At 34.6% G+C, this 12,684-nt stretch carries 10 protein-coding genes and 1 CRISPR repeat array; of the genes, 9 read left to right on the forward strand and 1 reads right to left on the reverse strand.

Translation table 11 applies throughout. The features are described 5' to 3' along the window. The first annotated feature begins 166 nt into the window (after window positions 1–166). The 8 genes from cas9 to AC4PG0_RS12545 all read left to right on the forward strand — a co-directional run bounded on the left by cas9 (window position 167) and on the right by AC4PG0_RS12545 (window position 9,554). A complete protein-coding gene (cas9, locus tag AC4PG0_RS12510; RefSeq protein ID WP_492167592.1) occupies window positions 167–4,171 on the forward strand; it encodes a type II CRISPR RNA-guided endonuclease Cas9 in 4,005 nt (1,334 codons plus the stop codon). Beyond that, window positions 4,172–5,038: a type II CRISPR-associated endonuclease Cas1 gene (gene cas1, locus AC4PG0_RS12515; RefSeq protein WP_194318506.1), complete on the forward strand. Its 867-nt coding sequence runs from the start codon at window positions 4,172–4,174 to the stop codon at window positions 5,036–5,038. Next, on the forward strand, window positions 5,035–5,376 hold the full coding sequence (gene cas2 / locus AC4PG0_RS12520; RefSeq protein WP_045554502.1) for a CRISPR-associated endonuclease Cas2: 342 nt from the start codon (window positions 5,035–5,037) through the stop codon (window positions 5,374–5,376). The genes cas1 and cas2 overlap by 4 nt, the downstream gene beginning before the upstream one ends. After that, window positions 5,366–6,028: a type II-A CRISPR-associated protein Csn2 gene (gene csn2 / locus AC4PG0_RS12525; protein ID WP_267667254.1), complete on the forward strand. Its 663-nt coding sequence runs from the start codon at window positions 5,366–5,368 to the stop codon at window positions 6,026–6,028. The genes cas2 and csn2 overlap by 11 nt, the downstream gene beginning before the upstream one ends. A 126-nt stretch (window positions 6,029–6,154) precedes the next feature. Then, window positions 6,155–7,247: direct repeats of the CRISPR family, unit length 36 nt; unit sequence GTTTTAGAGCTATGTTATTTTGAATGCTAACAAAAC. Between the two features lie 61 nt (window positions 7,248–7,308). Further along, entirely contained in the window at window positions 7,309–7,752 is a 444-nt protein-coding gene (locus AC4PG0_RS12530; RefSeq protein WP_492167593.1) for a hypothetical protein, read from the forward strand. Window positions 7,753–7,773: 21 nt separating this feature from the next. Next, window positions 7,774–8,139: a hypothetical protein gene (locus AC4PG0_RS12535; protein WP_492167594.1), complete on the forward strand. Its 366-nt coding sequence runs from the start codon at window positions 7,774–7,776 to the stop codon at window positions 8,137–8,139. A 119-nt stretch (window positions 8,140–8,258) separates the two neighbouring features. Beyond that, complete coding sequence (locus tag AC4PG0_RS12540; RefSeq protein WP_185325265.1) at window positions 8,259–8,681, forward strand: MerR family transcriptional regulator; 423 nt, start codon at window positions 8,259–8,261, stop codon at window positions 8,679–8,681. A gap of 21 nt (window positions 8,682–8,702) precedes the next feature. After that, window positions 8,703–9,554 carry an aldo/keto reductase gene (locus tag AC4PG0_RS12545; RefSeq protein WP_492167595.1) on the forward strand — a complete coding sequence of 284 codons (852 nt, stop codon included), beginning with the start codon at window positions 8,703–8,705 and terminating at the stop codon, window positions 9,552–9,554. A gap of 44 nt (window positions 9,555–9,598) precedes the next feature. Here AC4PG0_RS12545 and AC4PG0_RS12550 read toward each other — a convergent pair whose 3' ends face one another. After that, window positions 9,599–11,125 (reverse strand): GW domain-containing glycosaminoglycan-binding protein, encoded by a 1,527-nt coding sequence (locus AC4PG0_RS12550; RefSeq protein WP_492167596.1) that lies wholly within the window; start codon window positions 11,123–11,125, stop codon window positions 9,599–9,601. A 263-nt stretch (window positions 11,126–11,388) separates the two neighbouring features. Between AC4PG0_RS12550 and AC4PG0_RS12555 the strand changes: the two genes are divergently transcribed. Beyond that, the gene (locus AC4PG0_RS12555; protein WP_160464569.1) at window positions 11,389–12,417 is read left to right on the forward strand and encodes an Mrp/NBP35 family ATP-binding protein; all 1,029 of its coding nucleotides are present in this window, start codon (window positions 11,389–11,391) and stop codon (window positions 12,415–12,417) included. The last annotated feature ends 267 nt before the right edge of the window (window positions 12,418–12,684 follow it).

Raw genomic sequence — 12,684 nt, forward strand, 5'->3', positions numbered from 1 at the left:
TAAAAAAGTGTACAAAAAAAGCGCCGAAACAGCGCTACTTAATTAAAAGTTGATAACGGACAAAGCCTTATTTTAACTTGCTATGTTATTTTGAATACTAACAATACATACATTGTACCAAATTATAAAAAGAATGCAACTAAAAATTATTGAAGGGATGAAAAAAATGAAAAAACCGTACACGATTGGACTAGACATAGGAACAAACTCGGTTGGATGGGCAGTGTTAACAGATCAATATGATTTAGTGAAGAGGAAAATGAAAATTGCTGGAGACTCTGAGAAAAAACAGATAAAGAAAAATTTCTGGGGAGTTAGACTATTTGATGAGGGTCAAACGGCAGCTGATAGAAGAATGACTAGGACAGCTAGAAGGAGAATAGAGAGAAGACGCAATCGTATTTCATATTTACAAGGGATATTTGCGGAAGAAATGTCTAAGGTGGATGCAAATTTCTTTTGTAGATTAAGTGATAGCTTTTACGTTGATAACGAAAAAAGAAATAGTCGTCATCCTTTTTTTGCGACTATAGAGGAAGAAGTAGAATACCATAAAAACTACCCGACTATTTATCATTTGAGAGAAGAACTCGTTAATTCTTCAGAAAAAGCTGATTTAAGAGTAGTTTATTTAGCTTTAGCTCATATTATAAAATATCGAGGGAACTTTTTAATTGAGGGAGCATTAGATACCCAAAATACTTCTATTGATGGAATATATAAGCAATTTATACAAACATATAATCAAGTATTTGCAAGTGGCATTGAAGATGGTTCGCTAAAAAAATTGGAAGATAATAAGGACGTAGCTAAAATTCTCGTTGAAAAAGTTACGCGAAAAGAAAAACTTGAGAGAATTTTAAAATTATACCCTGGTGAAAAATCTACAGGAATGTTTGCTCAGTTTATCAGCTTGATTGTAGGCAGTAAAGGGAATTTTCAAAAGCCTTTTGATCTTATTGAGAAATCGGATATTGAATGTGCGAAAGATAGCTATGAAGAAGATTTAGAGTCTTTGTTAGCGCTAATTGGAGATGAATATGCGGAACTTTTTGTTGCAGCGAAAAATGCATATAGTGCTGTGGTGTTATCTAGTATTATCACAGTGGCTGAGGCTGAAACAAACGCGAAGTTATCCGCAAGTATGATTGAACGTTTTGATACACATGAAGAAGATTTAGGGGAATTGAAAGCATTTATCAAGCTTCATCTTCCTAAACACTATGAAGAAATATTTAGTAATACCGAAAAACATGGTTACGCAGGTTATATAGACGGTAAAACAAAGCAGGTAGACTTCTATAAATACATGAAAACAACATTAGAGAACATTGAAGGCGCCGATTATTTTATTGCTAAAATAGAAAAAGAAAACTTTTTACGAAAACAACGAACCTTTGATAATGGGGCTATCCCGCATCAATTACATTTAGAAGAATTAGAAGCCATTTTGCACCAGCAAGCAAAATATTATCCTTTTTTAAAAGAAAACTATGATAAAATCAAAAGTTTAGTAACTTTTAGAATTCCATATTTTGTTGGTCCATTAGCTAACGGACAGAGCGAATTCGCATGGTTAACAAGAAAAGCTGATGGTGAGATTAGACCGTGGAATATAGAAGAGAAAGTGGATTTCGGTAAGTCAGCGGTCGATTTCATTGAAAAGATGACCAATAAAGATACATATTTACCTAAAGAAAATGTATTGCCTAAACACAGTCTCTGTTATCAAAAATATTTGGTTTATAATGAGTTAACCAAAGTTAGATACATTAATGACCAAGGGAAGACTAGCTATTTTTCTGGGCAGGAAAAAGAACAGATTTTTAATGACTTATTTAAGCAAAAGCGTAAAGTTAAAAAGAAGGATTTAGAGCTGTTCTTACGCAATATGAGCCATGTTGAAAGTCCAACTATTGAAGGCCTGGAAGACTCGTTTAATTCAAGTTATTCTACCTACCATGATTTACTCAAGGTGGGGATAAAACAAGAAATCCTTGATAACCCAGTAAATACAGAAATGCTAGAAAATATAGTCAAAATTTTAACTGTGTTTGAAGATAAACGTATGATTAAAGAGCAGTTACAGCAATTTTCTGATGTTTTAGATGGGGTTGTTTTGAAAAAATTAGAACGACGACATTATACAGGATGGGGAAGGTTATCAGCTAAGTTATTAATGGGAATTCGTGATAAGCAATCTCACTTAACTATTTTAGATTATTTGATGAATGATGATGGACTTAATCGTAATCTGATGCAACTTATAAATGACAGTAATTTATCATTTAAATCAATAATTGAAAAAGAACAGGTAACTACAGCAGATAAAGATATTCAAAGTATTGTGGCAGACCTTGCTGGTAGCCCGGCTATAAAAAAAGGTATTCTACAAAGCTTGAAAATTATCGATGAACTTGTTAGGATAATGGGCTACCCACCTCAAACTATTGTTGTAGAAATGGCAAGAGAAAATCAAACAACAGGAAAAGGAAAAAATAATTCTAGACCACGTTATAAATCATTAGAAAAAGCGATTAAAGAATTTGGTAGTCAAATTCTAAAAGAGCATCCGACTGATAATCAAGAATTAAGAAATAATAGATTGTATTTGTATTATTTACAGAATGGGAAGGATATGTATACTGGACAAGACCTAGATATTCATAATCTTTCTAACTATGATATTGATCATATTGTGCCACAGAGTTTTATAACAGATAACTCCATTGATAATCTTGTGTTAACGAGTTCGGCTGGGAATCGGGAAAAAGGGGATGATGTTCCACCACTAGAGATCGTTCGAAAGAGAAAAGTATTCTGGGAGAAGTTATACCAAGGGAATTTGATGAGTAAACGTAAATTTGATTATTTAACTAAAGCTGAACGTGGTGGTCTTACAGAAGCGGATAAAGCGAGATTTATTCATCGGCAATTAGTGGAAACTCGTCAAATAACGAAGAATGTAGCTAATATTTTACATCAACGTTTTAATTATGAAAAAGACGATCATGGGAATACTATGAAGCAAGTTCGAATTGTAACATTAAAATCTGCACTGGTTAGCCAATTCCGTAAGCAATTTCAATTGTACAAGGTGCGTGATGTTAATGATTATCACCACGCCCATGATGCTTACTTAAATGGGGTAGTCGCGAATACGTTATTAAAAGTATATCCTCAATTAGAGCCAGAATTTGTTTACGGAGATTACCATCAATTTGATTGGTTTAAAGCGAATAAAGCCACGGCGAAAAAACAATTCTATACAAACATCATGTTATTCTTTGCGCAAAAAGATCGAATAATAGATGAAAACGGTGAAATTCTTTGGGATAAAAAATATTTAGATACTGTCAAAAAAGTCATGAGTTATCGACAAATGAATATTGTTAAGAAAACAGAAATTCAAAAAGGAGAATTTTCAAAAGCTACAATTAAGCCCAAAGGAAATTCCAGTAAATTAATTCCTAGAAAAACTAATTGGGATCCGATGAAATATGGTGGTCTTGATAGCCCTAATATGGCATATGCAGTTATCATCGAACATGTGAAGGGGAAAAAGAAGACAGTTATTGAGAAAAAACTAATTCAGATTAACATTATGGAGCGTGCTACATTCGAAAAAGATGAGCAAGCATTCTTAAAAGGAAAAGGGTATCGTCAATCTAAGGTACTCATGAAAATACCGAAGTACACTTTATATGAATGTGAGAACGGGCGTCGTAGAATGTTAGGTAGTGCGAATGAAGCTCATAAAGGTAATCAAATGGTCTTGCCGAAGCATTTAATTACCTTGCTCTATCACGCAGGAAAATGCGAAGCTAGTGATGGGAAAAGTTTAGCTTACATTGAAACGCATAGAGATGAATTTGGAGAGTTATTAACACATATATCAGAATTTGCGAATAGATATACATTAGCCGATGCTTATCTAAAAAAAGTTAATTTGCTTTTTGAAGAAAATAAAGAATGCGACATTAAAGTTGTTGCGCAGTCTTTCGTTAGTTTAATTGAGCTCAATGCTTATGGTGCTCCCCATGAGTTTAAATTTTTTGAAACTAAATTTAAACGTAAAAGGTATAAGAATCTTAAAGAACTATTAAGCTCCACCATAATTTACCAATCAATCACTGGACTATATGAATCACGAAAAAGGCTGGATGACTAAATGGGATGGCGGACAGTTGTTGTAAATTCTCATTCGAAACTATCGTATAAAAACCACCATCTTGTTTTTAAATCTGCCTATCAACAGGAAATGATTCATCTATCAGAAATTGATGTACTTATATTAGAGACAACAGATATTACTTTGACTACGATGTTAATTAACTGCTTAGTAGCTGAAAATATTTTGATTCTTTTTTGTGATGATAAGCGACTGCCTATTGGAAAGGTACTTCCTTTTTATGGGCGGCATGACAGTAGTTTGCAATTATCGAAGCAATTGGAATGGGAGTTTGAGTCGAAGGCAACTGTATGGACTGAAATTATTTCTCAAAAGATCTTAAATCAGAGTACGTTTTTATCTATGTTGAATTGCGATGAGAAGGCCGATTCATTGATAAAGCTACATGAAACTTTAGAGACATTTGATCCGACCAATCGTGAAGGACACGCAGCTAGAATATATTTTAATCAACTTTTTGGAAATGATTTTACGAGGGAACAGGAAAATGACATTAATAGCGGATTGAATTATGGTTATACATTATTGCTAAGTGTTTTTGCGAGAGAATTGGTGAAATCAGGATGTATGACGCAATTAGGTTTAAAACATTCTAATCAATTTAACGATTTCAATTTTGCCAGTGATTTAATGGAACCTTTTAGACCACTAGTGGATCAAATCGTGTATGAAAAACGCAACGAGGATTTTCAAGTAATCAAACGCTCATTATTCGAAATGTTCATCAAGCAGTTTGACTATAATAACCAGCATATGTTTTTAACCAATATTGCAAGTGATTATACTAAGAAGATAGTAAAGGTCTTAAATGAAGAAAGGGAAGGAGTTCCTGAATTTAGGATATGAGTTATCGATATATGAGAATGTTATTAATGTTTGATATGCCGACAGATACCGCAAAAGAAAGAAAAGCCTATCGTCAATTCCGACGCTTTATATTAAGTGAAGGCTTTATTATGCATCAATATTCCGTTTATAGTAAAATTTTATTAAATGGAACAGCTAGTAAAGCTATGCTAGCTCGCTTGAAACAGCAAAATCCTAAAAAAGGGTTGATTACTTTATTAACTGTGACGGAAAAACAATTTGCGCGCATGGTATATTTAAGTGGAGAACAGAATAAAAGTGTAGGTAATTCGGATTCGAGACTTATTTTCTTGGGAGATGATATGGATGAATTTTAATTTCAAACTGCTTGACGAGCCTATAATTATTAAAGATTCGACCATATTTGCAATAGAAGATGTGCGTGTTTTTGCCAATGTTACTAAGTGGTTGTATCAATACGACGAAACAGAAGAATTAACGATTTTTGGTGCGAAACAACAGCCTTTAAAAAGTAGCGAACTAATGTTGATTACAGATGTATTGGGACACGATATTAATTCTCTGGCAACTTTAAAACTGATTTATGCTGATTTAGAACAGCAACTTAATGAAAAGCCGGAAGTAAAATCAATGATTGATAAGCTGACTGCGACGATTAGCGAGTTGATTGGTTATGAGCTTCTGGAACATGAACTGGATTTAGAGGAAGATGAAATTACAGTTATTGAATTATTCAAAGCTTTGGGTATCAAGATAGAGACAAAAAGTGATACCGTTTTTGAAAAATTAATTGAAATAGTACAAGTCTATAAATACTTATCAAAGAAAAAATTGTTGGTTTTTATTAATGTATGTGCCTATTTAACAGAAGATGAGTTACTAGAGCTAAGGCGCTATGTCTCGTTAAACCAAGTAAAAGTTTTATTTGTTGAACCTCGAAAAGTAGAAGGGTTTTCGCAGGTTATCCTAGATTCAGATTATTTTTTACAAGTTGAAAAAGGAATGTAGAGTTCAAATGATCTTTGAAAACTAAATAGATTTTATGTGAACCATAAAATAAGCATTCAAAATTGAAATCTTGCTATGGATAAGTGGCGCGATTACGAAATCTAGGAGAATAAAAAATTCTACGAGGTTTTAGAGCTATGTTATTTTGAATGCTAACAAAACTCCAAATTATTCATTTCCCACTCCTCCTAAGTTTTAGAGCTATGTTATTTTGAATGCTAACAAAACTGCTGTAGCAACGGTATATGTTCACAGTGAGTTTTAGAGCTATGTTATTTTGAATGCTAACAAAACCCTCACCAACGATTAGCACATTGTCAGTTCGTTTTAGAGCTATGTTATTTTGAATGCTAACAAAACACGTTACCAGAAGGTTTTTATCCCACGTCGGTTTTAGAGCTATGTTATTTTGAATGCTAACAAAACTGCATTGAATTCTAGCAAACTCGTCCAGTCGTTTTAGAGCTATGTTATTTTGAATGCTAACAAAACTTAAGTCCGTCTGGGATGCAGAAAAACAGGGTTTTAGAGCTATGTTATTTTGAATGCTAACAAAACCAAACAGTTACGTGAAATAGTCAAAGACAAGTTTTAGAGCTATGTTATTTTGAATGCTAACAAAACAATCTTCGTCAAACTCATTCGCGGCATGGTGTTTTAGAGCTATGTTATTTTGAATGCTAACAAAACCTTTGACTCGACACTTCAATACCATATTCTGTTTTAGAGCTATGTTATTTTGAATGCTAACAAAACTTCACCATCCAGATGAATACTACAGCCATAGTTTTAGAGCTATGTTATTTTGAATGCTAACAAAACAGAGCTTCGCGGCTCTCTTTTTTAGAAAGAGTTTTAGAGCTATGTTATTTTGAATGCTAACAAAACGTAATAATCGTAGGAACGAAGGGGTCGATGGTTTTAGAGCTATGTTATTTTGAATGCTAACAAAACTTCAGTGAATCTACTTATCAAGCTGGCACCGTTTTAGAGCTATGTTATTTTGAATGCTAACAAAACCAAAAATTCGTGGCGCATGCGTGTTACTGTGTTTTAGAGCTATGTTATTTTGAATGCTAACAAAACTTACGCCAGCGTTAATAAGTAATCAGATAAAGTTTTAGAGCTGTGTTATTTTGAATGCTAACAAAACACAAGTGGAAACATTAGTATCTATGCAATAGTTTTAGAGCTATGCTATTTCGAATACTAAAAACCACATCTCTCAATCTACTCCAGCTAGAAAAAGTTACACCATTATGAAAGAGAGGCCCCAACACATGACACAATACCACTACCTCGCCTCAAAAGTAGCATTAAAAAATAAGACAAATTATATATATCAAAACGACTTAGACTTCCTGAGCTTGAATTTTGAAGAAAATATTGATGAGCGTACAAATGAAAAATTTTCCTACTCCAAATATTTTAACCCAACCTGTAATTTCCAAGTCGCTATAAGTGAAGGGAAATTGCCGTTAAAAGGCGAAGAGCAAAATAATGATTATGAATCTAAAAGTTTAAAAATACTACACGATTACATTATAAAAGTTAGTAAAGAAAGCGATACTCTTGAACTATACACTTCATGGAACGGCGAAGAAAATTTACCTTTGACGAATAAAACAGAATTAGCCATAGAAAATTTAACACCAGAAAAGTTGATTTTAAGAGACAGAGAACTATTAATAATTAAAAATAAGACTTTTACATATATCACTTAAAATAAAAAGGAGCCTCCATTCATGAAAAAAACCTCAATCATTTTTATTTTATGTATAACCTTACTACTGACAGCATGTTCCACCACCGAAAAACAAACAAAAATAGAATATACAGAAGCAACAGGTATAATAGAGCAAGTAGAAACAAATGCAATTTTAATTAACAATTTCAAAGAGAAAAATGATAAGGATAATCCAGAATCCGCAATACGTTTTGGCATCGCAGACAAATATTACGACAAAAACGGAAACAAAATAAAACTAACCGAACTAAACAAAAACGACAATGTCAAAATTATTTTAACCAAGGATTACCCAATCCAAGAAACCTCACCGGGACAAATAGACCCCAAATACATTCAAAAAATTATCCTGCTAAACAAATAAAACTCTCTCATCTGCAGAGAGTTTTTTCTTTCCCTAAAAAATAAACCTATAACCCTTGCCTTGGTGTGAACTCCAGGGTTTATAATTCAATATGTAAAGACGAAGTGAGGTGATCGATGATGAATATCAAACAAGCGGCCGAGATGTTTGGGCTTACGGTCGATACATTGCGTTACTATGAGCGGGTTGGGGTTATTCCACCTGTCCATCGTAATGAAAGTGGCTACAGAGACTATAAGACAAGCGACTTGAACTGGGTTTATCTTGTGAAGAGTTTGCGGAATGCGGGGTTGTCAGTGGAATCTTTAATTGAGTTTGCGACACTTGCCCAACTAAGAGAAACAGAGAATGTCGAAGCTGCTCAAAAACAAGTTTTAATTGACCAACTAAAAGAATTAGACGAAAAACTAGCTGAGATGAAACAAGTTAGAGATTTACTTGTATACAAAATCGATACGTACGATAGTCACATTGCCCAGTTTAAAACAGGGGAACTAACTGCAGATAATGTAGAAAAATTATGGGAACGGGACAAACTTTAAAGATAAGAGGAGGATTTTTAAATGAAAACAGTGAAATTAAATAATGGTGTAGAAGTACCTATTCTTGGTTTTGGAACGTACCAAATTACTGATGCTGGTGAAGCGGAACAAGCAGTCAAAGAGGCGATTGCTGCTGGGTATCGTCATATTGATACTGCGCAAAGTTATATGAATGAAGAAGCGGTAGGGCGCGGGATATCCGCATCTGGTGTGGATCGCAAAGAGTTATTTATCACAACAAAGATTTGGGTGGAAAATGTTAGTTATAAAGGAGTCATGAGTTCATTTGATCGCTCATTAAAACGTCTTGGGCTAGACTATATTGACTTATTACTAATTCACCAACCATATAATGATGTGTACGGCGCTTGGATGGCGATGGAAGAACTACAAGCTCAAGGTAAAATTAAAGCTATTGGTGTATCGAATTTTGGTGTAGACCGAGTAGTTGACTTAGCTGCCTTCAATGATATAACACCTCAAGTTAATCAAATCGAAATCAACCCTTTCCAACAACAATCAAAGAATATTGAAGCTTTACGAAAAGAAGGCGTGGCTGTTGAAGCGTGGGCTCCTTTTGCGGAAGGGAAAAATGATATTTTCACCAATCTGATTTTGACTAAAATTGCCGAAAAATACGGGAAATCAGTAGCACAAGTGATTTTACGTTGGTTAATAGAACAGGATATTATTGTTTTAGCTAAGTCTGTAAAACCTGAACGAATGGCGCAAAATTTAGCTGTATTTGATTTTGAACTGTCCGAAGAAGATAAGAGTGCGATTGCGACTTTAAATCAGGGCGAAAGTCAATTTTTCTCTCATGCAGATCCAGAAATGGTTAAATGGATGGCGAGCCGCAAAATGAATATTTAATACATGAAAAGAGACCCTAGCATTTATCTGGGGTCTCTTTGTTATTAACTTTGAATATCTGTTGCTTTAATCCAACCGAGGGAGTTATTATTTTCTTTAATATGCACCCACTGTTCGTCTTGAATCGTCGCTTCTTTATCTACTATCAGCAATTTACCATAATAGAAACCGACTGCTTTTGTTTCAGCGCTCGTTGCTTCGACTGGTTTGTTGTAAAGCATTGCTGCGGGATTTTTTAAATAGGAGACTTGAGTTATTGGTTTTTCAGCTTCAGGAGTATAAATGATATTTACATCTTTTTCACTAACCCAACCAACTACTTCGCCGTCTATTTTAAATTCGTACCATAGCGTGTTTCCGACTTTGGCGCGTGTAACTAATTCTAGTTTTGCAGTGTCATAGTCACTAAGCGGGGCAAGTTTCTCCGCATTTTTTGTATTAAAAGGGGCGCTCCAGACATTATCTGTTGCCGACATACTTACAGTCGCGTAGCCATCAAAGCTACTTTGTTCCGTGATACGATCATATAAGCGGTCGTTCAATTTGTCTGAGCGAACCCAGCCGATTACTTTACTACTTTCGGAAAGACGGAACCATGCATAACCATCACGTGTTATTTTCTTATCAGCGTGAAGTGCTTTTCGGTCATATTTTGCAATTGTACCATTGTCAAACTGCTGTTCCGGATTAGGTAAGCGATAAATATGAGCATTTAAGTCATCTACATATTTTGTTGTATCAACATTTTCGTCGTTATTTTGATGATAACTCAAAGTAAGCGCCGAGCTATTTACCCAACCAATGTCTTTATTGTTTTCACGTAAAAAATACCACAAACCTTTTTCTGTTTTCGCTTCCCAAGAAATTTCTAAATTGCGATTTGTATAGTTCTCTAATGTTCCGACTTCCTCAGAATTAGTAGTATTAAATGGTGCAGACCAAATCGTTTCTTGTTCTTTATTTGCATTGACTGTACCTATAGCAGCGATTTTATTTTGGTATTCAATTTTATCATAAACAACATCGTATTGATCCAGATTATAACGTTCAATAATAGCGACTAATTTAGAAACATAATCGGGTGCGGTAGCGTAACCGCCATCTTTTATCGCTTGCAAGGCTTTACGATAATCAGTTTCACCTACAGCACCTTGATAGCGTGCATTTTGCGTAATTAAGTTTGTATGGTCTTCAATTGATTCTTTCCAGCTAGGATAAACGCGGAAATCAGCCGTAGTTGCCCCAGATGCTTCCATCGTCCCCATAGAAACAGATTTACCTTCATACTGACCTTTAATACCAAATAAGTTATTAGAATTCTTGCTTAAACCACTTTTACCCCAGTTAGATTCTAAAATAGCTTGGGCAAGAGTTACACTAGTCAAAAGCTTGCCATCTCGGTAACCGTCTTCTGCAGCAGGTAAAATCTCATCGATAAATGCTTGTTGCGAAGAAGTTAATGAATTTTGAGCAACTCTTGAATTTCCCGTTTCTGCTCCAACATTTAAAGAAACTACTAAAAATGCCACAATGAGCAAGATAATCCCTGGTTTTATAAACTTTCTCTCCAAAATCGAACGCACTCCTTTTTACTATATCTGCGCTTATTTTAGCAATAAATAAAGAAATAGTTCTATTACAGTTCGATGACGAAACAAAGACAAAATGCTGAAGTGACTGGTATATATAGCTTTAACGTCAATTGCCAAAATGTGTAAAATTTGTGAAATTATTTATAGAGTGAAGCACATAAATATTGAATATGTGAAAAAAAGAAGGAGCCATGCTATAATATTCAGTATGTCAGCGCATTCATTTATGGAGGTTTGTAACTATGTTAAACGAACAACAAATTACTAGATTATTATATCGACTGCAAGATCCTGTTTTGGAAGCTAGTTTGGAAGAAACAGAAGGTATTTTAGAAGTGCAGGTCCTTGGAGAAAGCGCAAATATTAAAATTGCCTTAGCGGATCCAGCGATAGAAACAGATCATTTTGTTCATAATATAGAAGAACTTCTAACGCAATTCGGTGTAAATGAAATCAATATTGAACTTGAATACTTGCCGGCTGCAGTAATTGACCGCATTTTTCAAGCAAGAGATAACATCCTTTCAGAAACTAGCCAAACTAAATTTTTAGCAATAGCAAGTGGCAAGGGAGGCGTTGGGAAATCGACTGTCGCAGCAAACCTAGCGATAGCCTTAGCTCAACAGGGTAAAAAAGTAGGCTTGCTTGATGCAGATATATATGGTTTCAGTATCCCAGTATTACTAGGAACAACAGAATCCCCGCGTAAAGAAAATGGACAAATTATCCCTGTAGAAACAAACGGTATCCAAATGATCTCGATGGATTTCTTTGTAGAGTCTGGCGAACCAGTTATTTGGCGTGGCCCGATGCTAGGAAAAATGATAAAGATGTTTTTAGAAGAAGTGAGATGGGGAAAATTAGATTACTTGCTAATTGACTTGCCACCTGGAACTGGGGATGTCGCTCTAGATATTCACACCTTAATTCCAAAATGCAATGAAATTATCGTTACAACGCCACATTTCGCAGCGGCATCAGTTGCATCACGTGCGGGATATATGGCTTCGAAAAATAACCATAACATTATTGGCGTAATTGAAAATATGTCCTACCTAAAACTTGAAGATGGACAAATCTTAAAAATATTTGGACAAGGTGGCGGAGAAAAAGTTGCAGCTGACCTAGAAACACAACTTTTAATTCAATTACCAATCGAACAACCAGATTTCAATGGAAATGGCTATACATCAGCTATCTATGGCGAGTCTAGTGAGGCAGGAAAAGCCTATAAAACTCTAGCAGAGAAAATAATTCCATATTTATTATAAAAACTTTGTAAAAAGTATTGACGAAAGGCAAAAATATTGGTATATTTATAAACGTTGCTGATACGGACAAACGCTTTAGCAGCAAAAGAAACTGACCTTTGAAAACTGAACAAAAAAGAAGACGAAAAGCAATGAGACGCAAAGTCTCACTGGTAATCGCAGGGCAGAAAACAGAAAGCTGTTTTCAACAAAAACAAACTAGTAATTTAATTGCTAGCGAAGTCAATTTGACGCAAGGAATCTTATTCACGGTGTTGAATAAGTATT

The sequence above is a fragment of the Listeria sp. MAN/IMW/UF464 genome (assembly GCF_058683955.1).

Coding starts and splice junctions, on each gene's coding strand:
- cas9 (WP_492167592.1), top strand. CDS start 167: ATGAAAAAACCGTACACGATTGGACTAGACATAGGAACAAACTCGGTT.
- cas1 (WP_194318506.1), top strand. CDS start 4,172: ATGGGATGGCGGACAGTTGTTGTAAATTCTCATTCGAAACTATCGTAT.
- cas2 (WP_045554502.1), top strand. CDS start 5,035: ATGAGTTATCGATATATGAGAATGTTATTAATGTTTGATATGCCGACA.
- csn2 (WP_267667254.1), top strand. CDS start 5,366: ATGAATTTTAATTTCAAACTGCTTGACGAGCCTATAATTATTAAAGAT.
- AC4PG0_RS12530 (WP_492167593.1), top strand. CDS start 7,309: ATGACACAATACCACTACCTCGCCTCAAAAGTAGCATTAAAAAATAAG.
- AC4PG0_RS12535 (WP_492167594.1), top strand. CDS start 7,774: ATGAAAAAAACCTCAATCATTTTTATTTTATGTATAACCTTACTACTG.
- AC4PG0_RS12540 (WP_185325265.1), top strand. CDS start 8,259: ATGAATATCAAACAAGCGGCCGAGATGTTTGGGCTTACGGTCGATACA.
- AC4PG0_RS12545 (WP_492167595.1), top strand. CDS start 8,703: ATGAAAACAGTGAAATTAAATAATGGTGTAGAAGTACCTATTCTTGGT.
- AC4PG0_RS12555 (WP_160464569.1), top strand. CDS start 11,389: ATGTTAAACGAACAACAAATTACTAGATTATTATATCGACTGCAAGAT.